This window comes from Limosilactobacillus sp., from assembly GCF_022651205.1.
GTDB lineage: Bacteria > Bacillota > Bacilli > Lactobacillales > Lactobacillaceae > Limosilactobacillus.
The window spans coordinates 16,276-39,150 of sequence record NZ_JALCQI010000012.1; the positions used below are offsets into that span (position 1 = coordinate 16,276).

21 protein-coding genes and 1 pseudogene are annotated in these 22,875 nt (G+C 41.1%); 7 read left to right on the forward strand and 15 right to left on the reverse strand.

Going from position 1 to position 22,875, the window contains the following annotated elements; genetic code table 11:
- Positions 1-212: 212 nt before the first annotated feature.
- The 6 genes from LKJ51_RS03965 to LKJ51_RS03990 form a co-directional block, all read right to left on the reverse strand.
- Complete coding sequence (locus LKJ51_RS03965; protein WP_291980117.1) at positions 213-1,082, reverse strand: glycosyltransferase family 2 protein; 870 nt, start codon at positions 1,080-1,082, stop codon at positions 213-215.
- 16 nt (positions 1,083-1,098) lie between these two features.
- Positions 1,099-2,127 carry a sugar transferase gene (locus LKJ51_RS03970; protein WP_366017769.1) on the reverse strand — a complete coding sequence of 343 codons (1,029 nt, stop codon included), beginning with the start codon at positions 2,125-2,127 and terminating at the stop codon, positions 1,099-1,101.
- A 149-nt stretch (positions 2,128-2,276) separates the two neighbouring features.
- Positions 2,277-3,935: an FAD-dependent oxidoreductase gene (locus tag LKJ51_RS03975; protein WP_291980119.1), complete on the reverse strand. Its 1,659-nt coding sequence runs from the start codon at positions 3,933-3,935 to the stop codon at positions 2,277-2,279.
- 20 nt (positions 3,936-3,955) lie between these two features.
- Positions 3,956-4,519 carry an alkyl hydroperoxide reductase subunit C gene (ahpC, locus tag LKJ51_RS03980; protein ID WP_291979878.1) on the reverse strand — a complete coding sequence of 188 codons (564 nt, stop codon included), beginning with the start codon at positions 4,517-4,519 and terminating at the stop codon, positions 3,956-3,958.
- A 370-nt stretch (positions 4,520-4,889) separates the two neighbouring features.
- Positions 4,890-5,159 carry a 30S ribosomal protein S14 gene (gene rpsN, locus LKJ51_RS03985; RefSeq protein WP_102169229.1) on the reverse strand — a complete coding sequence of 90 codons (270 nt, stop codon included), beginning with the start codon at positions 5,157-5,159 and terminating at the stop codon, positions 4,890-4,892.
- Positions 5,160-5,370: 211 nt separating this feature from the next.
- On the reverse strand, positions 5,371-6,225 hold the full coding sequence (locus tag LKJ51_RS03990; protein WP_291979875.1) for a metallophosphoesterase family protein: 855 nt from the start codon (positions 6,223-6,225) through the stop codon (positions 5,371-5,373).
- A 143-nt stretch (positions 6,226-6,368) separates the two neighbouring features.
- Here LKJ51_RS03990 and LKJ51_RS03995 point away from each other — a divergent pair, with 143 nt between their 5' ends.
- The 3 genes and pseudogenes from LKJ51_RS03995 to ubiE all read left to right on the forward strand — a co-directional run bounded on the left by LKJ51_RS03995 (position 6,369) and on the right by ubiE (position 9,720).
- A complete protein-coding gene (locus LKJ51_RS03995; protein ID WP_291979874.1) occupies positions 6,369-7,736 on the forward strand; it encodes an MFS transporter in 1,368 nt (455 codons plus the stop codon).
- A 62-nt stretch (positions 7,737-7,798) separates the two neighbouring features.
- Positions 7,799-9,016, forward strand: a pseudogene (locus tag LKJ51_RS04000) (MFS transporter).
- The gene (ubiE, locus tag LKJ51_RS04005) at positions 9,016-9,720 is read left to right on the forward strand and encodes a bifunctional demethylmenaquinone methyltransferase/2-methoxy-6-polyprenyl-1,4-benzoquinol methylase UbiE (RefSeq protein WP_291979873.1); all 705 of its coding nucleotides are present in this window, start codon (positions 9,016-9,018) and stop codon (positions 9,718-9,720) included. The pseudogene LKJ51_RS04000 and the gene ubiE overlap by 1 nt, the downstream one beginning before the upstream one ends.
- A gap of 193 nt (positions 9,721-9,913) precedes the next feature.
- Here ubiE and LKJ51_RS04010 read toward each other — a convergent pair whose 3' ends face one another.
- Positions 9,914-10,045 carry a hypothetical protein gene (locus LKJ51_RS04010; RefSeq protein WP_291980120.1) on the reverse strand — a complete coding sequence of 44 codons (132 nt, stop codon included), beginning with the start codon at positions 10,043-10,045 and terminating at the stop codon, positions 9,914-9,916.
- Positions 10,046-10,251: 206 nt separating this feature from the next.
- On the reverse strand, positions 10,252-11,148 hold the full coding sequence (locus tag LKJ51_RS04015) for a prenyltransferase (protein ID WP_291979872.1): 897 nt from the start codon (positions 11,146-11,148) through the stop codon (positions 10,252-10,254).
- 73 nt (positions 11,149-11,221) lie between these two features.
- On the opposite strand from LKJ51_RS04015, the gene LKJ51_RS04020 reads away from it, so the two are divergent.
- The 3 genes from LKJ51_RS04020 to adhP all read left to right on the forward strand — a co-directional run bounded on the left by LKJ51_RS04020 (position 11,222) and on the right by adhP (position 14,244).
- On the forward strand, positions 11,222-12,199 hold the full coding sequence (locus LKJ51_RS04020; RefSeq protein ID WP_291979871.1) for a polyprenyl synthetase family protein: 978 nt from the start codon (positions 11,222-11,224) through the stop codon (positions 12,197-12,199).
- Positions 12,200-12,220: 21 nt separating this feature from the next.
- The gene (locus LKJ51_RS04025; protein WP_366017770.1) at positions 12,221-12,934 is read left to right on the forward strand and encodes an ion transporter; all 714 of its coding nucleotides are present in this window, start codon (positions 12,221-12,223) and stop codon (positions 12,932-12,934) included.
- Between the two features lie 284 nt (positions 12,935-13,218).
- Positions 13,219-14,244: an alcohol dehydrogenase AdhP gene (adhP, locus tag LKJ51_RS04030; protein WP_291979103.1), complete on the forward strand. Its 1,026-nt coding sequence runs from the start codon at positions 13,219-13,221 to the stop codon at positions 14,242-14,244.
- Between the two features lie 92 nt (positions 14,245-14,336).
- On the opposite strand, the gene LKJ51_RS04035 is transcribed toward adhP, so the two are convergent.
- Genes LKJ51_RS04035 through LKJ51_RS04045 form a run of 3 tightly spaced genes read right to left on the reverse strand, consistent with a single transcriptional unit; the run spans position 14,337 to position 17,509 of the window.
- Positions 14,337-15,254: a dihydroorotate dehydrogenase gene (locus LKJ51_RS04035; RefSeq protein WP_291979104.1), complete on the reverse strand. Its 918-nt coding sequence runs from the start codon at positions 15,252-15,254 to the stop codon at positions 14,337-14,339.
- Between the two features lie 15 nt (positions 15,255-15,269).
- Positions 15,270-16,553: a dihydroorotase gene (locus tag LKJ51_RS04040; protein WP_291979105.1), complete on the reverse strand. Its 1,284-nt coding sequence runs from the start codon at positions 16,551-16,553 to the stop codon at positions 15,270-15,272.
- Entirely contained in the window at positions 16,553-17,509 is a 957-nt protein-coding gene (locus LKJ51_RS04045; protein WP_291979106.1) for an aspartate carbamoyltransferase catalytic subunit, read from the reverse strand. Before LKJ51_RS04045 ends, LKJ51_RS04040 begins: the two co-directional genes overlap by 1 nt.
- A 304-nt stretch (positions 17,510-17,813) precedes the next feature.
- Here LKJ51_RS04045 and LKJ51_RS04050 point away from each other — a divergent pair, with 304 nt between their 5' ends.
- Entirely contained in the window at positions 17,814-19,631 is a 1,818-nt protein-coding gene (locus tag LKJ51_RS04050; protein ID WP_291979107.1) for a heavy metal translocating P-type ATPase, read from the forward strand.
- A 50-nt stretch (positions 19,632-19,681) separates the two neighbouring features.
- On the opposite strand, the gene LKJ51_RS04055 is transcribed toward LKJ51_RS04050, so the two are convergent.
- The 4 genes from LKJ51_RS04055 to LKJ51_RS04070 all read right to left on the reverse strand — a co-directional run bounded on the left by LKJ51_RS04055 (position 19,682) and on the right by LKJ51_RS04070 (position 22,840).
- A complete protein-coding gene (locus LKJ51_RS04055; RefSeq protein ID WP_291980121.1) occupies positions 19,682-20,389 on the reverse strand; it encodes a matrixin family metalloprotease in 708 nt (235 codons plus the stop codon).
- A gap of 96 nt (positions 20,390-20,485) precedes the next feature.
- Positions 20,486-21,313, reverse strand: coding sequence for an exodeoxyribonuclease III (locus LKJ51_RS04060; protein WP_291979109.1), 828 nt, complete (start codon positions 21,311-21,313; stop codon positions 20,486-20,488).
- 51 nt (positions 21,314-21,364) lie between these two features.
- Entirely contained in the window at positions 21,365-22,384 is a 1,020-nt protein-coding gene (locus LKJ51_RS04065; RefSeq protein ID WP_291979110.1) for a serine hydrolase domain-containing protein, read from the reverse strand.
- A gap of 135 nt (positions 22,385-22,519) precedes the next feature.
- A complete protein-coding gene (locus tag LKJ51_RS04070) occupies positions 22,520-22,840 on the reverse strand; it encodes a MazF family toxin-antitoxin system (RefSeq protein ID WP_291979111.1) in 321 nt (106 codons plus the stop codon).
- Positions 22,841-22,875 lie beyond the last annotated feature (35 nt).

A 22,875-nucleotide genomic window follows, 5' to 3' on the forward strand; every position in this document is an offset into this window, starting at 1 on the left:
ATTAAAATATTATTCAAATATCAGATATAGCAACTTACTTAAATTAAAAATTCCCCAAATAAAGATTTCTTTTCATTGCTAAATCACTCTAATAACTTAATTTTAATGCAAATAGATCATAAATAAAACACTTATTACTATATAAATGAAAAGGAATAGCAAACTTAGTAGATAAAAATGCCCCTTAAGTTCAACTTAAGAGGTTAATAAAATTATTTAGTTAATATTCTGAGCTTTAAGTCGGCATCTTGGTAATCGTGATACCTGCCCGTTGCTAAATATGCCTGTCGACATTTTTTCAATCGTTTAACGTAAATTTTCTCAAGTATTTCTGGATTGTATCCCAGAATGCTCAAAAATGTAATCTCCTCTTCAAGACTTCTTAATGGTCGGATTTGGCTCTGATCCTTTTGCCGTGATAGTCCAGCCGGATTAAGGCGGTAAACATAGTCTTCATCACTTAGGTAGGCGATCTTGGTTGCTTGTAAGTAGGTTTTCCAAGTCGTGAACTCATCATCAATCTTGGTGTTTTCCGGGCAATAAACCTCACTAAGAACTTCTTTTCTAAAGAGCTTCCCCCAGAGGACCGTATAGATTAATTGGAAGAAATCATTCTTGTTCGTATAAGCAAAATCAAACCATTCATGAGGAGAAAACGTTTGTGAACTTGGCTCGTGATCCGGAAGGTGAACTAATAGGTGGCCGTTCCCCTTATAAGCCTGAAAGTCACTAACAGCAATCTGACTATCGCTTGTTTTCAATAGTCTTGCCAACTCTTCCAGATAATTTGGCAATATATAATCATCACTATCAATAAAGGTAATTAAATCCCCGTTGGCCACATCCAGTCCATAATTACGGGCTTGGCTAACGCCTTGATTAGCTTGATGAATCACCTTTACTCGCGGATCAAGCTGACGATAATGGTTACAAATTGCAAGCGAGTGATCAGTAGAACCATCATCGATCAGAATCAATTCTAAATTCTGATAAGTCTGTCCTAAAATGCTTTGGATGCACTGATCTAAATACTTTTCAGTATTATAAATCGTTGTGATTACTGATATTCGTTCCTCGTCCATAATATCTCCTCAAGAATCATTCATAGTAGGCTTTAAAAACGGCTTCAACTAATGCACGTTTAGTAAAGTATCCACCACGAATCAATTTGGCAAATTCGTCAATTGAAGCAGCCATTCGGTCGTACTCCTCAGTAGTCATTGTCCTTACCCGATCGATTGCTTCTGTTAGTGAATCCGCGACAATACCCAGATGCTTCTCTTCAATAATATCGCGTGCTGGTGTGGCACTATTGACAATGACTGGCAACCCAGCAGCAAGATAAGTTGAAAGCTTAAATGAGCAGTTAAGCTTCATATATTCAAGCCAGTACGGATCGCCAGACCAGATCAGACCAAAGCCACCCACTCGTCGAATATCATTTAGTAAGGCGACATCCGGCATACTACCAACGAATTCAATATTTCGCCCAATTCCCCATTCTTTAGGTGATGTAAAGACTCGTAGCTTAACATCGGGAGTAAACCAGGTTCCACCAAAGCCATACTTATTAGGATTGGTTGGGTCACCGGCGAAGTTAATAATTGGCGCATAGTGAGGCTTTTCATTTCCTAGGTCAACATCAACATTATGATCCCACATTTTTTGGATTACAACTTTTTTCACGGTTAAACCATGTTGACGCAAGATATCAACCATTTGTTGGGATGGAGCAATAATAACATCAGCCATATTATAATAGTCGACCCACTTATCAAGGAGGTAGCGATTACTCTTCCACATCAAGGGAATCACATCATGAATAAAGATAATTCGCTTCAAATTGTCATAAAGCAGGGTCCGTTTAAGGAATACTGTATCCCATTCAACCGAATTCCATGATGGTGATTGGAAAACAATGACATCGCCCATCTCGACCCCAGCGAGCATCCCATCAAAACGAGCAAGTAGAGATTCTTCGCTCTCATTTTCATCACTATACTGAAAAATACCGATCTCACGGAAGCCAAGTTCGTTAGTTGCAATATCGGTTACCATGTGTTGGGCGATCTTTGCGACCCCGATCATATGGTGAGTATTAGTAATATGAACTCTCAAATTGTCCATCCTTCTTTCTGAAATTAATTATAACAGAATTAACGAAAACTACAAAAAAGCCCCCGCATTTAAATATTAAATGCGGGGAAGCTCTAATGTAACATGCATTATTAGACTTATCTACGATAAATCAAAACAGTTAATTTTAATTTCTAAAGTTAGGCTTGTTGTTCAACTGCTTGAACCAGCTCTTCCAATGTTTGACTACCGAAAATCACTGGGCTATCGTTAATCATTGTTGCGGGAACGCTCATGATATTCTTCGCCTTCCGTAATTCTGGGAAGTGCTGAAGATCAATCATTGTAGCACTGATCTTAGGATTTAGTGAAGCCATCCGTTGACAAGCAGCAACAACATCTGGACAGAAGTGACAGGTTAACGAAACACCGATCTTAATCTCTGCTGCCGGTAACTTCTTAATCCGCTCAACCATCTCTGGTGAAATTGTCTGTCCTGGTCCAGCAACGTTGTATACACCGAGGACAAGTGAATTAAGCTCATGCCCGGTTGGAATACCAGCGTAATGCAGACCAGTATCATTGCCGGTCTCATCTAATAACCGTAGTTGTGGTAGGTATTTAACATCCTCAGGAGCAGAAACAGTCTGAACTGTCATATGGTCATCTAGTCCAGCAAACTCGGTCACAAAGCCAACTAACTGATCGCTTAATGCGGTACCATCAGTTAAAACTTGCAACGTTACCTGCTTCGTTAAGCGGGCAAAGATTGGTTTCAATTGCTGATCAATATCTGCAGACAGCCAGTTACCAGAGTGCGGTGCAACTTCTTCCTCATCATCAAGGGAAGAAGTTTGACCAACCGGTTTAGTTGGTTTTTTAATTTCAGCATGGATTGGAATACCCAGTCGCTGCTTTTGTTCTGCAATATACTTTTCAGCAGCTGTTGCAGCTTCGGCACCATCTGCTGTAGCAGTAACTATTTGACGAAGTGACTTTTGAATAATATCACCAGCAGCGAAAACACCAGGAATGTTTGTCTGTCGCTGATCATCAGTCACGATATAGCCCTGTTCATCAAGGTTAACTGTTCCCTCAAGGTTCTTTGTTGCTGGTTGAGTGCCGATATAGATGAACATTCCAAAGGTTTGATCACCATCGTCAAGATGATAAACGGTCTTTTCACCGGTCTTATTGTTAACTAGAGTTGCTTCCGTTAGGTAATCATCGCCAGAAACGCTCTCAACTTCAGTATTATATTCAACGCTGACCTTAGGGTTATCTAAGGCCCGAGAAGCAATTAGTGGCGGGCAAGTGAAGTGATCACCACGAACCAAAACTGTAACGTGTTTCCCGTAACGACTTAAATAGTCAGCCTCTTCCGCAGCGGCATATCCGCCACCGACAACGAAAATTTGCAACCCGGTAAATAATTCTCCATCACAGGTTGAACAGTATGCAACCCCACGACCACGGAACTTATCTTCTCCCGGGAAACCAATCTTCCGTGGGTTAGCGCCGCCAGAAATTATGATGCTTCGAGCGTAATATTGCTGACCATTTGAATCAATAACGGATTTAACATCAGCGGTTAGATCCGCATATTTTTCAACAACAGCGTGCTGAATTTTAACACCAAAATCAGCAACTTGTTTTTGCATCTTGTTCATTAACTCGGTGCCATCAACATCCGCCACGCCTGGATAATTGTAGACAACAGATGTCGTTGTTACCTGGCCACCAACGCTGTTTCCCTCAAGAATTAGAGTATCAAGAGTTGCACGACCGGCATAAAGACCAGCCGTTAATCCAGCCGGTCCGGCACCAACGATAATCAAATCATAGATATGCTCGCTCATCGGCCTTCCCTCCTCAGAAATTAAAGCTTACCAACAAGATCTAAGCTTGGCTTAATTGAGTCTTGACCAGGCTTCCAATTTGCAGGGCAAACTCGGTCACCATGTTCACGAACGAATTGAGCTGCTTGAAGTGTCCGCAAGATTTCATCGGCACTCCGACCAATTCCCATATTATTAATTGTGTAGGATTGAATCTTACCATCGGGGTCAACGATGAATACACCACGGTAAGCCTGACCGGCATCTTCATCCAAAACATCAAACATCCGTGCAAGCTTTCCTGCAGGGTCAGCTAACATATTGTACTTGATCTTACCAATCTTTTCTGATGCTTCAGCCCATGCCTTGTGAACAAATTCAGTATCTTCGGAAACTGAATAGATGTCTGCATTAGCCTTCTTGAAATCTTCATACTTATCTTGAAGTGCTTCCAGTTCGGTTGGGCAAACAAATGAGAAGTCAGCTGGGTAGAAGAAGAAAATGCTCCACTTGCCTAAGACATCGTTCTTAGTAACTTCCTTGGTCTTACCATCTTGGTATGCATTTACCTTGAAATCATCAATTTCGTGACCAATAAAATTCATCATATAAACCCTCTCCTTAATTTAGAATCATTCTGAACTACACTTTTAGTATAACTAATTTTAAATTAAGATCAAGCCTAATTTAGAATAATTTTAAATTAAATTGATTTAAACTAAAAACAACTAAATTAGGCTCAAATGCTGCCTAATTTAGTTGCCACAATTAATTACTTATTTACTTAACTATTCGATGACTAGTATAGCACAGAATCGTGATTCTGTTAACAATGATTTGGATATTCGAATGCAATGTGCTTCGCCAGGGACTTGCTAGAGCTAACGCACTTCTGGCTAGACGTGAACAAGTCACGTCTTCGCCAGAAGCCATCGTTAGCCAACCGCAAGTCCTCCGCTGGCTCACACTCTATTTTTACCAACTAGCCTTCTTGACACCAGGGATTTGGCCTTTGTGGGCAAGTTCACGGAAGGTTAGACGGGACATGCCGAATTTGCGCATGTAGGCATGAGGACGGCCGTCATAGCGATCACGATTGTGTAAGCGGACTGCGCTGGAGTTCCGTGGTAGCTTGGATAAGGCGATGTAGTCACCTTGAGCTTTTAATTGTTTCCGTTTTTCTGCGTACTTCTTTACTAATGCTTCTTGATGTTTTAATTTAGCAATTTTTGACTTTTTTGCCATTAAATATATATCTCCTTTTTAACTTAAATTATAAAATGGTCCACCATTTCAAAGAGCCCAGAAATTAATCTAGTCCCTTAATCTTTAGTAACTATGCCAAATATTCTCACTAGCGGACAGCTAGCTTTTGCTCTACATCAGAAATAACATTTGCGAATAATTCTTAATCATTATACTGACTTTTTGTAAGAGTTACAAGAAAAATGTTTGACTATTTTTGACCAATTCTTTTACAGTAATCCAGATACTGAGCTGCATAGCCATATTTCCGGTTAAGCCGCGTCAATTTTTCAGGATCATGAGTATATGCCCTTCCTGTATGCATCATCAAATCATAAAGTTCAATATAGGGAACAGCGGATTGATCAGCGATTGCCTGTTCCGCCTTTCGATCATAACCAACGTGGCGGAAACTAACAGAAGCCATTCCGAGATCATCAACTTCAATTACTAAATAATGGGCCCGTAAGTCTCGTTGCAGGTTAGCCCAACCATTAAATGGCTCACCAACGGCACCCGGATTCATTACGATTCGCTCATCACTTGCATACCGCATAATCTCGTGATGAACATGGGCATAAATTGCAACGTCAATTGGTGGATTAGCCGGTGTAAAGACCTGATCGAAATTTTTCGTTGACTGGGTCGGGAAAAGGTCCTGTCCCATATTTAACCAGGGAAGGTTATGGGAAATGCCAAAATTCAATGGGCCAACTTTTTTTGTCACGTGCAACGGCCAACTGGCAATTTCGTCTACCATCCCCCGTGGAGCATTCTCCCCAACATACTGTGCCAAGCGAGCAAAATAAACATGAGACGGATATTCAACGTCAATTTTACCGTGGACCCCATTAACAACCAGATCATCCCAGTTTCCCCGAACAATCACGGTTGGTTTGATGATCTTTAGCAATTCCAAAATCTTCCCGACACTTGGACCGGGCATTAATAGATCGCCCACAAACCAATATTGATCAACATGTTGTTCACGGCTATCGCGATACATTGCCCGCATTGCGCTAAGGTTCCCGTGGACATCCGAAAAGATCGCAATTCTCGTTTTCATTATGCCTACTCCCTCTCATAATATTTCAAACTATCCTTTTATCTCATCCTCGATTGTACCAGAGAATGGGTCAAAGGAGCAGCAATTGATTTGACAAGCCATGGTAAACTAGTTTGGTAATCTAAAATCAAAGGGGTAATAATGTGCATCAATCAACAGACATCAGTTTACACGTTCGTCGAATCATTACAGCTGTACTGCTTGGATCTTGTTTTATCAGTCTAGCAAGTCAAACAATGATGGTAACGGCTCTTCCAGTCATCCAAAATAGCCTGAACGTATCATTAAATGCAGTCCAGTGGCTGACTACTGGTTATACCTTAATCATCGGGATTGTCACCCCACTATCATCGAACATGTACGAAAAGTTTTCCAATCGTCATGTTTTCATTGGAATCATTGGAACATTTATTATTGGGACACTGATCGGCTGCTTCGCTAACAACTTTGCTAGCCTTCTTTTGGCGCGACTAATCCAAGCCTGCGCTAGTGGAATGTTAATGACATTTCAAATGACAACAATGATCTCAATCTATCCAATTGAGAAGCGTGGTTCAATCCTTGGTCTCTCCAGTCTAGTAATTTCTGCAGCCCCTGCAATCGGGCCAACAATTTCTGGACTAATCCTGGAATTTCTTTCGTGGCGCTGGCTATTCATCTTAGTTTTACCATTAATGCTTCTTGCATTTATTGTCGGCTATGTAATGCTGCCTAACTTTTCGACCCCACGGCCAATTAAGATTGACTACCTTTCCGTACTAATTTCATTAGTTGGTTCTGCTTTAGCATTAGGAAGCCTAACCGTTTTTCAAATTAATGTTTGGGTTGGTATAGCAATGCTAGCCTTAGGGCTATTGATCATTGTAGCGTTCACTAAACGACAATTACGGTTAAAGAACCCAATGTTAAAGGTACAGATTTTTGCTTACCCATCATTCCGCTGGATGACGATTGTCGGGATCTTTACTTTTATGGTTCTTTTAGGAACTGAACAATTGATGCCAATCTACACAGAAAAGATTATCGGGATGGGAAGCTTTCTCTCCGGGTTAATTCTTCTTCCTGGGGCAATTGCAAATGCCATTGCTGCACTATTCGTTGGTCGTTTGTATGATCAATATGGTTCAAAATGGTTAATTACGATTGGTGCCGTAATCATGTTGGTTGCATCAATTCCCCTCGTATTAGTTAACCAACACTCTTCAGTTATTCTTCTAACATTAACTTACATGCTTAGAATGATTGGGAATGCCTTTGTATTTAGTCCTGCTCTTTCAGAAGCTTTTTCCGAGCTAAGCCAGGAAGAAAACAGTCACGGAACGGCCCTCAACAATACCCTTCGTCAGGTTTTCGGTGCTGTCTCGGTAACCCTTTGCGTGGTAATTGCGAATACTCCAGGTTCATTAGTAACGGGAATCCGTTATGGAATGTGGGCTACCGTAATTATGGTTCTTCTAATGGCTCTTAGTTTCTTTCATTATTTAAGGATCAAACAGACCCGGAAAAATTAGCTTCTGACCCCCGAACTTGTTATACTCATAGTTATTACTATTAAAAAGGAGAAATTTATTATATGGATTCTGAGCTATCTCCCCAGTGGCGCAAAACTTTCTATTCCCTATGGATTGGATGTTTCATAACCGGGATGGGATTCTCAATGACAATGCCGTTCGTTTCCCTATTCATCAACGAACTCGGCAACTTTTCTAAATTTCAGCTAAACTTTTATTCTGGGTTAGCCTTTGGTGCGACCTTTGTCAGTCAGGCAATTGTTTCCCCACTCTGGGGTAGTCTAGCGGATCAAAAAGGCCGGAAATTAATGTGTATGCGGGCTTCCGGAGTAATGGCCTGTACGATCTTTATTACCGGGCTCTCCCAATCTGCTTGGATGATTATTGGAATGCGACTTTTGCAGGGGGCTTTCTCAGGCTACATTAACAACGCGGCGGCTCTAATCGCTGGTGAAACGCCACATAGTAAGTCAGGTTGGGCAATGTCCGCAATTTCAACTGCGGGGATCGCCGGAAACCTTGTTGGGCCACTACTTGGTGGGGCGCTTTCTGGAGCATTTGGTTACCGGATCCCCTTCTTTATCACCGGATTCTTAATGTTCTGTGTCTTCCTTAGTACCACATTTCTTGTTAAGGAACGGCATTTTAAGCCAATTAAGAAAGAAAAGATGCGGCCAATTAAAGAAGTAATGGCCGAAATTCCAAACAGAAAGTTAATCTTTGTGACCTTCCTGACGACCCTGATTGTCATGTCATAATCAATGTCAATTAGCCCAATCATCAGTCTATATGTCCGCCAATTAATGCATAACCACGGTAACATCGCCTTTGTCGCCGGGATTGTAGCGGCAACCCCTGGATTAGGGACGTTAATTGCTGCTTCGAAGGTTGGTCATACTATGGATGAAATTGGACCAGAAAAAGTCTTGCGGATCGGACTAATCACCGCCTTTATCCTGTTCGTTCCAATGACGTTTACACACTCACCATGGTCATTAGCATTCTGGCGTTTCCTACTAGGGCTTGCCAATGCTGCATTGATGCCAGCTGCACAAACTGTCTTAACGTTGAATGTCCCTACAGAAGCCTTTGGTCGGGTTTTCAGCATTAACCAATCTTTCCAAGCTGGTGGTGCTGTGTTTGGTTCCCTGCTTGGTTCAATTATTTCCGGTTTATCCTCATACCCAATGGTCTTTGCGATTACTGGACTAACTTTACTCATCAACTTTATCTTAATCGTACTAGTTCAACCAAAGAAACTAGTTAGGAGGTCACGGTAATGACGACGACAAATCACATCAAAAATGAAACAGAAGTTAACCAAATGTTCACTAGGGTTGCTCCCCATTATGATAGGCTCAATAATGTTATTAGTTTAGGAACCCAAAAGCTATGGCGAAAGAAATTATTAAATGGATTTGAATTTAAACCTGGAGCAAAAGCACTCGACATCTGTTGTGGAACAGGCGATCTAACGCTGGCACTTGCTAATCGTCTGCCCCAGGGAAGAGTTACTGGAGTTGACTTTAATTCCGCAATGTTAAAAATTGCCGAAAAGAAGGCTAAGGGAATCCCAAACCTCATCTTAATTAATGGGGATGCAATGAATTTACCATTGGATGATAACTCTTTTGACATTGTTACAATCGGTTTTGGCCTCCGTAATGTCCCTGATGCGAATCAGGCATTAGCCGAAATTTATCGGGTTCTCAAGCCTGATGGTCAATTAGGAATCCTCGAAATGTCTCAACCGACGAACTCACTAGTTAAGGTTGGCTGGAAAGCTTATTTTAATGTTTTCCCATACTTAGCAAAGCTCGCTGGTGGCCACGTGAAAGATTACCAATACTTAAAGAAAACCAGTCAGCAATTTGTCTCTGCTGATGAATTAGCCCGAATGATAGCCGATGCTGGATTCAAGGATATTAACTATTTGCCGCTTAATTTTGGTGCCGCCGCTATTCATTTTGGGGTTAAGGAATGAGAGTGAGATAGAACTAGCTCGCTAGTTCGTCTTTCGACGCGTAGCTAGCCTATGGGAACCTCCGCAAGCACAAATAGGGCTTTAGCGTTCGGATTTTCCGAGCACTGAAGCCCATTTGTGTACTGCGTCGTTTATATTTCATCTAGGTAACATAAATTATGTCAGGCTGTTTTTTTGTGGTTTGTTTAAGTTTTTATTTTGCGGTAGCATGGCCGAGATCTGCTCGCCAGGGACTTGCTAGAGCTAACCGTTCTACTGCAACTGAGTCCAAACGTTGGAGTGAACCAGAAATTGATTTATCAATTTCGTCTGTGAACCCACGCAAGGATGAGTAGGTTTTTGGCTATCAACTTGTTGATGACAAAAGCCACTCAGCTACTGCGCTTCGCCCGAGTTTCCTACTGCGACACAGTCAAGATCTGTTCGCCAGGGACTTGCTAGAGCTAACGACCTTCTGGCTAGACGTGAACAAGTCACGTCCTCGCCAGAAGAAATCGTTAGCCAACCGCAAGTCCTTTGCTGGCTCGCACTCTATATCCCCACCCCATACGTTACTACCTGAACGAGGGAGCCGATAAGGAGGATTTTGACGGCACAGGGGAAGGTACGTTTCTTTATTTGTTCCCGGTAGAGTAGTTTGGTCTGTTTAACGACAAAAGGAATGATTAAAAGGGTTAACAGCATTGTCCACGGTGCTAAGTGAGCTATGACGGCAGTAATGATTGCTAAGAAGGCAATGACGTTTTTAATAGCAAAACTATTTAATCCTTGCTTAACACCAATAAAGTGAATAATTGTGTGGCGACGATTATCCTCGTCTTCTTGTGAATCACAAATATTGTTTGCCAGCATTAAGTTGGAAATCCAGAGTTCACATGGTAATGCGACTAACCAAATTTTGAGTAGGTTCATCCAGCTCCAATCAAAACTGCCATCGTTGTTAATAAAGACGGAAATCAACATAATCATAAAGCCCATGGTAAAGCCAGAGAAAAACTCACCAACTGGCAAACCGTTCATTGGAAACGGACCTGAAGAATAGAGGATCCCAACAGCAAAGCAGAAGATTCCCATCCATAAAAGTGGTAAACCAACCTTAATCACCAAATAAAGACCGATTACAGCAGCAATAATACTAAAAATTAAGATTAAACTTAATACTAACCGTGGCGAGATATTCTCCCGACCAATGATATTCGTATTTTGCTTATAATCTTCAGTATCAACCGCATGATTATAGTCGTTATAATTATCCATCATATCAACGGCCATATTAAAAAGAAGCATTGCAATAAAAAATAAAACTGAGTTAACAAGGTTAAATGAGTGATAGTAATAAACACTCATGCATACCCCAAGAAGCATTGGCAGGATACTAGCAGTTTTTGCTTTAATCTCCACTAACTCTAAAAAGACATCTAATGACACATTCATACTTCCCATTCATTTAAAATTATTGTTACAATATGATAGTACACCAATACAAAGGAATTATCATTCAATGGACAAATATTATTTCCGTAGTGATCCACAACTTAATAATGCACTAGAAAAAGTCAATCACCTGATTAATCAGCGAATTATCGTCAATAATCACGATCTCCAGGCAGCATTGAAACAAATGGCTTCAAAGGGTGGCAAATACCTTCGGCCAGCTTTTTGTCTCACTTTTGCTCGACTTGGCGGTCACGATAACTGGAACGGTGAACAATTAATAAAAGTCGCCTCATCCCTTGAGATTTTACATATGGCAACATTGATCCATGATGATGTGATTGACGATTCACCGGAACGACGTGGTGAGCTGAGTATCCAAGAAGCTTTTGGTAAAGATACAGCTGTTTACAGCGGTGACCTCCTATTTACTGTTTTCTTTGAACTCCTGGTTGAAACAATGAGTGACTCACCATATCTGGCAGTCAATGCACAATCAATGAGGAAGATCCTTGCTGGTGAACTTGGTCAAATGGATAAACGATTCCAGCAACAATCACTTATTGAATACTACCGTAACATTAACGGTAAAACGGCTACTCTTTTTAGTCTGGCTGCACAAGAAGGTGCGTACTTTGGTGGTGCTGATCAGAAAACGGTTCACCTTGCTAAACATATTGGACAAAATATCGGGATCACCTTTCAAATTTTAGATGATATCCTCGACTATGATATTAGCGGTCACTTGAACAAACCAATTCTCGAGGATCTCTCAACGGGTGTCTATTCTCTCCCCCTCCTCCTTGTTTTAAAGGATCATCAAGATGAATTTAACCAGTACCTGAACAAGAAGAGAGAAATGACATATAAGGATACCCTTGAGGTTCAAAAAATGGTTAACAAGTATGGCGGGGTCGAAAAGGCACACGAACTAGCTGGTAAATTTACAAACAAAGCATTACAATTAATCGATGAATTACCATCGAGCTCAACACAAAAGTTATTACGAAAAGTAACTAAGCAGCTTTTGGACCGCTCAATGTAAGACTAAGGAAGTTAGACAACGGTGAAACGACAAGCATACATCATATATCTTCTTACGATGGCATTACTAGCGGTCATCTCAATTCTGCTGATTTCATTTGATTTTGCCCATGAACTTAATATTAACCACCAACCTTTTAAGGCGGTTAATGATGGCATCCTGGTTATTTTCACGATTGACTACTTTACCAGGTTCTACCTTGCAAAAGACAAGAAGAAGTTCTTTAAGCAAAATATTTTTGACCTGCTCTCAATTATTCCAGTCAATGGTGTTGCCTGGCTCTTCCGGTGGAACCGTGTCAGTCGGGTCTTTACATTCTTACGGATTATCCGATTAGTTGGTTTAACTGGGCGCTTAAATAGGTTCATTGAAAAGGATGGTCTCCTTTACTATATTTACGTGACCTGTGCCGTGCTCCTAATTTCCGCTTCAATGTACAGCATTTCTGAAGGCACTCACTTCTCAACTGCACTTTGGTGGGCAATCACGACCGCCTCAACCGTTGGCTATGGTGACGTTTCCCCTACAACCACGATCGGCCGAATTGCCGGTGTCCTATTGATGCTTGTCGGTATTGGCTTAATTGGGGTTATTACTGGGACAATTACCGACTATTTCTCGCAGGAAGAAAATAGCCAAATTCAAGATAAACTGGACAAGATTGAGAAGGAAAATCAAGAATTACAAAAAGAATTAAAAGAGTTAAACGAACATTTAAATCACTTTACTAAATGATCAGTTAATTCTGATCATTTTTTTAATTCTTTTTTCTTATAATAACTTTGTATATATACATCCATACCAATTTAGTCTTTTGTGTTAACCGGTTAGTATAGAAAGTAATTAGTTACTAATTTACCAATTTACTAGTTAACCTTTTAGTAAAAATTTATGTTAATAAAATGAGAATTTATATACTTGTAAGCGCTTGCAAGCAAAGTAAACCTATGTTACATTGATCATGATGATTCGAATCATAGTAGTAAACCAACTATTTTACTAATTGGGAGGCTAATAAAATGAAAGCTGCCGTTGTTCGTAAAAATTGTGATGGATACTTTGATGTTAAGGATGTTAATCTTCGTGAGTTAAAGCCTGGTGAAGCCTTAGTAAAGATCGAATATTGTGGTCTATGCCATACCGATTTACATGTTGCTGCTGGTGATTTTGGTAAGGTTCCTGGTAGAATTACAGGTCATGAAGGTGTTGGACGGGTTGTTAAAGTTGGCCCAAACGTTACTAGTTTAAAGATTGGTGATCGAGTATCGGTTGCTTGGTTCTTCTCTGGTTGTGGTCACTGTGAATACTGCATTACTGGTAATGAGTCACTTTGCCGTCACGTCGAAAATGCTGGTTATACTGTCGATGGTGCAATGGCTGAATACTGTATTGTAAAGGCTAATTACGCCGTTAAGGTTCCTGAAAATTTGGATCCAATTAAAGCTACTTCCGTTACCTGCGCCGGAGTAACCACCTACAAAGCAATCAAAACTAGTCAGATCCGACCTGGTCAATGGTTAGTAATCTACGGTGCTGGAGGTCTAGGTAATCTTGGTGTTCAATGGGCTAAAAATGTTTTTAAGGCTCATGTAATTGCTGTTGATATTAGCGAAGAAAAGCTCCAAGCTGTTAAGGATGCAGGTGCTGATATGGTTATTAACTCTGCTAAAGTTGATCCAGCAAAAGAAATTCAAGATAAAATTGGTGGCGCACAAGCAGCAGTTGTTACTGCTACTGCAGCTATCTGTTATGACCAAGCGCTTGGCTCTGTCCGTGCTGGTGGTAAAGTTGTGGCTGTCTCTCTTCCAAAGGGAAATATTGATGTTCCAATCGCCAAATCTGTTCTTGATGGGATCGAAATTGTCGGTTCACTAGTTGGTACCCGACAAGATCTAGCTGAAGCTTTTGAATTAACCGCAGAAGGAGCAATTAATCCAATCGTTCATACCAGGAAGCTATCTGAAATCAATGATATTGTTGATGAAATGAAGGAAGGCAAGATTGTCGGTCGAATGGTTGTTGACTTCACTAATGGTGCCGATTAAACGATTAAATTAATAAATACTAAAATCACCTTTAACTAGGATTAATCTAGCTAAAGGTGATTTTAGTATATTGCGATGAATTAATTACAGATTTACATTCTTAATTCAGCTAATGAGCCAATCCCAACTCGTGCCATTACTTGCGGAAGTCGCTCAATAATGTGTGGCATTGCCAATGCATCGTGAAAGTGGGCAGAACCAACCTGAACTGCTGATGCACCGGCTAAGAAGAATTCAATTACGTCCTCTGCCGATGAGATTCCACCTTCACCAATAATTGGAATCTTAACCGCATGGGAAACCTGGTAAATCATCCGAATAGCTAAGGGCTTCACCGCTGATCCCGAAAGGCCACCCATGACATTACCAAGAACTGGTTTCCGGGTTTTTATATCAATCTTCATCCCCAGCAACGTATTAATCATGCTTAAGCCATCAGCACCACCAGCTTCGACTGCCTTTGCAATCTCAACAATATCAGTAACGTTCGGTGTCAATTTAACATATACCGGTACATCACCGCTGACCGCCTTAACGGCCTTGGTTAACTTCTCCGCAACTTGCGGATTAGTACCAAACGCCATTCCCCCATGAGCAACGTTTGGGCAAGAAATATTCAATTCAAGTGCGTCAACCAATCCGGTTGCAGCTAACTGGCGAGTAACCGTGGCATAATCATCAACGCTCGCACCACCAATGCTAGCAACAAGAGGTAAATCTGGATATTGACGCTTTAGTTGAGGAATCTTTTCTCCCGCAACTACCTTAACACCTGGATTAGTCAAGCCAACCGAATTTAGTACCCCATCATTTAAGACCGCTATCTGTGGTTGGGGATTCCCCCTCCGTGCCTCAGGAGTAGTGGTTTTGATTACAATTGCTCCAAGCCGGTTAAGATCATATTTTCGTGCCTGAGGAACATCACCAAAGCCAAATGTTCCAGAAGCTGGCATTACTGGGTTTTTCATTTTGAGCCCCGGTAAATTGACGGCAAGACGAACGTCTGTCATTAGTTATTCCTCCTCTTAATCTCGTGAGTAAGCAACCTGGCCATCTACTAGGGTGAGATCCGTTGTCCCGTACACAAACTGTCCCGTAAATGGATTATTGACACCCTTTGAAAGATAACTTTCTTCGGTAATTTGTCGTTTGGTATTTAGGTCAAAAATTGCGATGTCTGCTGGTTTGCCTGGTTCAAGGTGTCCCGCATTGTTTAGGCCGAATTGTTTTGCTGGAACTGAGCCCATCCAGTTTAATAGCTGGGTTAAACTAAAGATTCCAGGACGAACAAACTTCGTGTAAAGCATCTCAAAAGCAGTTTCACTACCGGTAATCCCGTTAGCAGCACCCCGCATGTCATCTTGGGGCTTTTCTTTCTTCGAATGAGGGGCATGATCCGTCGCAATCATGTCAATCGTCCCGTCAAGGAGACCTTTAATAACTGCTTGACGGTCCTCTTCATGCCGAAGTGGCGGGTTCATCTTGAAGTATGAGTTATTTGCAGGAATATCCCGATCAGCAAGTAAAAGGTGGTGAGGTGTTACTTCACAGGTAACATTAACCCCTTCCCGCTTTGCCAAACGGACAAGTTCAACACTTTCCTTGGTTGAAACATGGCAAATGTGGTAATGAACCCCTGTTGCTTTAGCCAGAACTAAGTCACGGGCAACTTGTGCTGATTCAGAAACGCTTGGTGCTCCAGGTACTCCTAGTTCTTCTGCCCGTTTTCCGGCAGTCATTAGTCCACCGAATAGGAGGGAGTTATCTTCAACATGGGCGGCTAACGGTAAGCCAACTTTAGCTGCCCCCTTCATTGCCTGATACATCGTTCCAGCGGTTTGGATTCCACTACCGTCATTACTAAAAGCAAAGGCACCCGCATCCTTCATCGCTTGAAAATCAACCGGTTGATCACCCTGACGGTTAACCGTAACGCTTGAATATTGAGCGATATGAACAACGCCAGTCTTTTGATTATGTTCAATCATTTGGCGAATCTTTTCGGGAGTATCCGGAACAGGGTCAACGTTTGGCATTGCACCAACTGTGGTAAAGCCACCATGTGCTGCGGCCTTGCTTCCAGTCTCAACTGTTTCCTTATAGGTAAGGCCAGGATCGCGGAAGTGGACATGAACATCAACTAATCCGGGAGCAACTAGCTTGCCGCTAGCGTCAATTACACGATCAACTGAATTTTCTGCAACTAATTCATTTCCAATCGCTTGAATTTTGTCATCATTAATCAGAACATCGGTATTTAATAGTCGCCCATCAACAAAGCATTGTCCACCTTTAATTAATGTTTTCATTAGTCCAAGCCACCCAACTTTCGACCACGAAGAACTGCTTCTAACATTGCCATCCGCATGAAGACACCATTTTGCATTTGTTCATAGAACTTGCAGTTTGGTGCTTCAACCAGACTACCTGCTAATTCAACGTCATGGTTAATCGGGCCTGGATGCATGATGATCGCGTTCTTCTTCATCCGTTGGTAACGTTCTTCGTTGATTCCGTACTTCTTGTGGTAGGATTCGGCGGAGAACTTTGCTTCATTAGCATCCCCCGCGTGGCGTTCGTGTTGAACCCGGAGAAGCATCAAGACATCCATTTCACTGACCAAATCATCAAGTGGCATGAACTTACCATACTTGTCATAAGCATGGTCATACCAATAATCAGGGCCGGAGAAGTATACTGAAGCACCAAGCCGGTTCAAAATCTCCATATTACTTCCGGCAACCCGGGAATTAGTAATATCACCGATAATTCCAACTTTAAGGCCGTCAAAATGACCGAAATGTTCATGAATAGTCATCATGTCAAGCATACTTTGTGAAGGGTGTTGACCTGAACCATCACCAGCATTAACAATTCCCATATTCAAGTGAGAACCTGCTTGTGGGTGAATCAGTGGTTCGTAGTAAGCATTAGTTGAGTGACGGATAACCGCCAAGTCAACTCCGAGGGCATCCATTACCAACATAGTATCGTACATGGTTTCGCCTTTTTTAACTGAACTATGTTGAGGGTCGAAGAAAATATCTGTTAAACCAAGCCGCTTTTCCGCAACTTCAAAACTAGTGTGAGTCCGGGTTGAGTTTTCGAAAAAGGCATTGGTAACGTAAACTGGCTTCGTTAGCTTTGGTGTTTCCCCACCGTTCTTGTAATATTCTGCACGGTGAATCAATGAGAGCACTTGTTCAGTTGACAAGTCTTCTACAGTAACAAAGTGGGGGAGCTTAACTAATGGTAATTCAGTCATAATTAAATTAACTTCCTTTATTTAAAATTTGTCCTAAAGAAAAACACCAGGCGATATGGAGGCCTGGTGTTAACGAAATTTTTTAAAGTTAGTTAATCTTACTTTGAAAAAGTCGTCTTTCTAGCCTCACGGGACTAAATTAAAGGACATTGATTGTTGCTAATAATGTACTCTCCCAAAACAAAAATGTCAAATGATTTTGGTGAAAAATTTTGTTAAATTATTAAAGTTAGTACCGACTTACACGTAATAGTTCTCCATTTAACGTATAATTAAATTAAGAAGTTGTGAGGAGGTATTAACGGTGAAAAAATTATCGAATAAGCAGAAACTCTGGCTTATCATCATAATCGCTGCGATTGCGGTTATTTTGCAATATGCTTTTGATTACCCTCTTTTTGCCCAGATCTTAGTAACGATTGTTGGGGCAGTCGTTGCATTTTCAATGTTTATCGGAATGGTAAAGTCAATCCGCACGGGCGATTACGGTGTTGACTTGCTGGCGATCTTGGCGGTCGTTGCTACACTAGCTGTTAGTGAATACTGGGCTGCAATGGTAATCTTGGTAATGCTAACGGGTGGTGATGCTTTGGAAGATTATGCAGCCAAGAAGGCGAATACCGAGCTTAAATCGTTACTCGACAACACTCCACAAATTGCCCATGTGGTCTCTAACGAAACGACTACTGATGTTGCGGTCAAAGAAGTCCAGATTGGCGCTGATATAATTGTCAAGCCAGGAGAAATCATTCCTCTTGACGGAAAAGTCATTACTGGCCAAAGTGAACTTGATGAGTCCTCACTTACTGGTGAGTCACGCCCAGTAAACAAAATTCCTGGTGATGAGGTCATATCAGGATCAATTAACGGTGCAAATTCACTTACAATTAAGGTCACGAAACTAGCAAAAGATAGTCAATATCAACAACTGGTTAAACTGGTTAAAACAGCGGAAGCATCGCCAGCTCACTTTGTCCGCTTAGCTGACCGCTATGCAGTACCATTTACCATTGTGGCAATCGTAATTGCACTGGGCGCATGGTGGTGGTCGGGAAATCCGGTGAGAATTGCAGAAGTCCTCGTTGTTGCTTCGCCGTGCCCATTAATTTTAGCGGCACCAATTGCAATGGTTTCTGGAATGAGTCGGGCATCACGAAACGGGATTGTAGTGAAAACCGGGACTGTTCTTGAAAAGCTAGCCAATGCTAAAACTGGGGCTTTCGACAAGACCGGAACGATCACAAACGGCCAATTAACGGTCGATCAGATTATTTCTTCTCCCGATAGTAAATTTTCCCGTGAACAGCTCCTCCAATTAACGGTCAGTGCTGAAAGTGAATCATCCCATATTCTGGCCCGCTCATTAGTAGATTATGCAAAGGAAAAATCAATTGCTGTACTTCCAGTTAAGAATTTACAAGAAGTGACTGGTAAGGGAATCACAGCAACGGTTAATGATCACCAAATGAAAATTGGTAAATTGTCATTTGTAGCACCAGAAGGAAAACAGGAACTACTACCCTATACCGCGATTTATATCGGAATCGACGATCAATATGCTGGGGCAATAACATTTGTTGATCATATCCGTCCAGAGGCACAGCAAACGATGCAGGAATTACGAAAAATGGGTGTCAAACACCTAATGATCCTCACTGGTGATCAGGCCGCATTTGCTAAGGAGGTTGCTAAACAAGTTGGCATTACGGACGTCAAAACCAACCTCCTACCTCAAGGAAAGATTGCGGCATTGAAAGCTATTCCGCTAGCTGAACACCCAGTCTTCATGGTTGGGGATGGGGTTAATGATGCCCCATCATTTGTCACTGCCGATGTTGGAATTGCCATGGGTGCCCATGGCGCAACCGCCGCTAGTGAATCTGCTTCGGTAGTAATTATTCGTGATGATCTTTCACGAATTGCTAAAATTGTCGAAATTTCTAAAGACACGATCAAAATTGCCAAGCAAGCCGTTTTAATCGGGATTGCGATCTGTACAATCTTAATGCTGATTGCTTGCACAGGAGTTTTACCTGCCTTTGTTGGCGCGATGTTCCAAGAAGTAATCGACACCGTTTCGATTTTATGGGCACTTAAGGCACGGAAAATTAGTTTAGACTAATAACAAAAACAACCTTCTGGGAAGCCTGCGTGGTGGGCTACCTCAGAAGGTTATTTTGTCGCGTATAGTTTCTTTACCGCTTGGACATCAGCAGGCTGAATAGTGTAGAAAGATCCAGCTGGTTGCATCACTGAAACATGCTTCGTGTGATCAAGGCCGATTGCATGACCAAGTTCATGTTCGGCTGTATTAACGATTCGCTCTTGGTCGTACCCGTAATCGGGATCAAGCAAGTAACGCTGGTTTAAATAAACATTAGCATGCACAAAGTGGTTATTCAGTGAATTTGACGAGGTCTTTGTTAACCCTGCAGCATTTGTGGTGTCATTATCCATTGCACTTACAACAATCTCCGCCTGCTGCCGATTATTAACGGGACGAAAAGTAAATGCTCCCGTCTGGTTCCACTGCTGGATTGCCGATTGCGCAGCCGAATCAAGAACCTGATTACCGGTATCGACATAGATTGTTGCGGTATTTGTTGCCCACCGTCCATTAGTAGGGATTGTTGTTGAGTCGGTCTTTTGCTGACTTGTTTGTTGGCCCTTTTGGGAATCTGAGCCATTCAAGTTAAGACTTTGCGTATCCAAGTCGCCACCGTGACCAATTAAACTAACAATTCGTTGACGAAAGTTCCAAATCATTGCAGTTGATGCTGCTTGAATCTGTGAATTATTAAAGTAAAGCCAACACCCGCCAATGATTAGCGTCAAAACAATCAAACGTTTAAGAAGACGAAAGATCCCTATCTTGGCCACCTTCTTTCTCAATGATTATCATTCTAATCAACAATATTTAACAAAGTGTGACTAAGATATTAAATTTATATTAATTATTAAAAAATAATTATTTAATTAAAGATCGATCTCTAATTCAATTGGTGTATGATCACGACGTTTACCAGAATCAATCATTGTTGAATTCTTAATCTTATCTGCAAGCCGATCACTAACAAGCCAGTAATCAATTCTCCAGCCCGAATTGTTTTGCTTACTAGTAATTACTCGTTGAGCCCACCAGGAATAGGCACCTTTCTTTTCAGGGTTAAGGTGACGGAAACTGTCAGTAAAACCAGCACCAAGCAACTTTGTAAAGTGTTCCCGTTCCTCATCAGTAAAGCCAGCTGAATGGTGGTTATTCTCTGGATGAGCTAAATCAATTGGTTCATGAGCAACGTTAAAATCACCACTTGCGATAACTGGCTTTTGTTGATCTAACTTTTGCAAATATTCACGGTACCGATCATCCCAGACTTGTCGATCTGCTAACCGTTTTAATCCATTTCCAGAGTTTGGCGTGTAAACTTCCGTAACGAAAAAGCTAGGGAACTCAAGGGTAATGATCCGCCCTTCATCATCCATCGGTTCAGGGGCACCGATTTGTGGGTAAGTAACCGTTGGCTCATACTTCTTCAAGTACAAGTACATGGTTCCCGCATAGCCTTTACGCGCAGGTTCAACTGAGCTACGCCAGGCAACCTGATATTCAGGAAATAAGTCCTGCAGAACCGCAAAATGTTTTTTGGTTGGTCCATTTTTAGAGAGTTTTGTTTCCTGGATCGCAATTACATCCGGTTCTTCACTAGCGATCTTATGAAGGACTTCTCGTGTTTCCCCGGCTCTAGTTGAAGTTCCCGTTAAAGCCGCATTGATTGAATCAATATTCCATGAAATTAATTTCATTAATAATCCCCTCGATTTAATTACTTACCTTCTATATTACCAGATTAGCTACTAATTCATGTAATTATGTAACAAGTCATCAGATGCTGATTTAAGAGTCAAATAATCAATGTTGTTAGAGAATAACATGATCATTTTCTTAGTCTTATAGTTAGCAATGAAACAGGCATTATATCCTGGAATGCTTCCGTTAGCCCGGATAATCTCACTATCAATGTACGCCCCGCCAAAGTAAGCAACTTCCTGTTTCTGTGCTTCCTGATAGAACTCAGTGACCATCTGAGGATTTTTTAAAACATAATTATAAACGAATTTCCAATAATTATTTGGCGATATAAATAAGTTTCCCGCACCAAAATCAGAAGATGTAGTAACAGTTACCCGGTGCCAGTCAACAGTTGAGTCCATTGTTTGGGGAACGTTCTTCTTATCGATCTCAGATAAATCCTTGATCTGACGCAAATGAAGTGGCTTTGCATATTTCCTTTGGATATAAGCGTTATAGCTAGAATGAGCCTGCTTACTAATAATTGCGGCCAACAGTTCATAATCAACGTCTTGGTAATCCCATGTATGGACGTGATCATTCTTTAGGTGGTCAAGCATGTAGGCAATTTGTTGTTTCTGTCCCCTAAGTGGCGTCAATGGGCGATCATTGTTTACCAAACCACTCGTATGGTTCATCAACTCACGAATTGTTATATCCTGACTACCATCAATTTGTGGGAAATATTTATACAGTGAAGTATCATAAGTTAATTTCTTCTCTTGTTTTAGTTGGTAAATTGCCGTCCCCGTTATGATCTTCTGGAGAGAAGCTGTCGGGAATAATCGGTTTGCCTTAACCAGCTGGCTCTTATTAGCATTTTCATTATGCGTTATGGTAACTGGTTGACTTCCCTTATTATTAACCAGGATTAACCCGTTAATGTGGTGCGACTTTAAGTAATCATAGAGCTGATCCTGAGTTTGCTTGTCTACCGAATCAGCATTAATTTTTGGCTGTGTAAACACGAAGAATAAAATAAATGAAGACAATATTAAGAAGAGGTATAAGTTAACTTTTTTCATGATTTATAACCCTTATCTTTTATAATAATTTTATTTTAAACTTCTTCATAAGGGTGGGCAAGGAAAGCCACTTTGATAAAATGATTTTAAACAAAAAAGAACCCCTGCTACACAAGGGGGTTAATGCTGACGTGGTTAGTTTTGACTGCTTAAAAATACAACTAACCTTTCAGCGTCCTGCTTAGTTAATTTGCCGATTACTTCTAGTTTAAATTTACTTTTATCAATCTTACCTACCGTAATCGTATCAATATAAGACTGTCTGTTTAAACCAGCATCTGACCACTGATTAATCTTAAAATAATATTTTTTTATTTTGGGTGACTTATTATCATATTTTGAAGTAATTTTATAGAAGCGGACCTTATTATTCTCATCGGAAATAATATAAATTGGCCGCCTTTTTCCTCCTCCAGGCCATGAAACAAAGGCAATTGAAATATCATTAGTCTTCATTAAAGAACTCCTTCAAATCTTCTTCATTATTGATT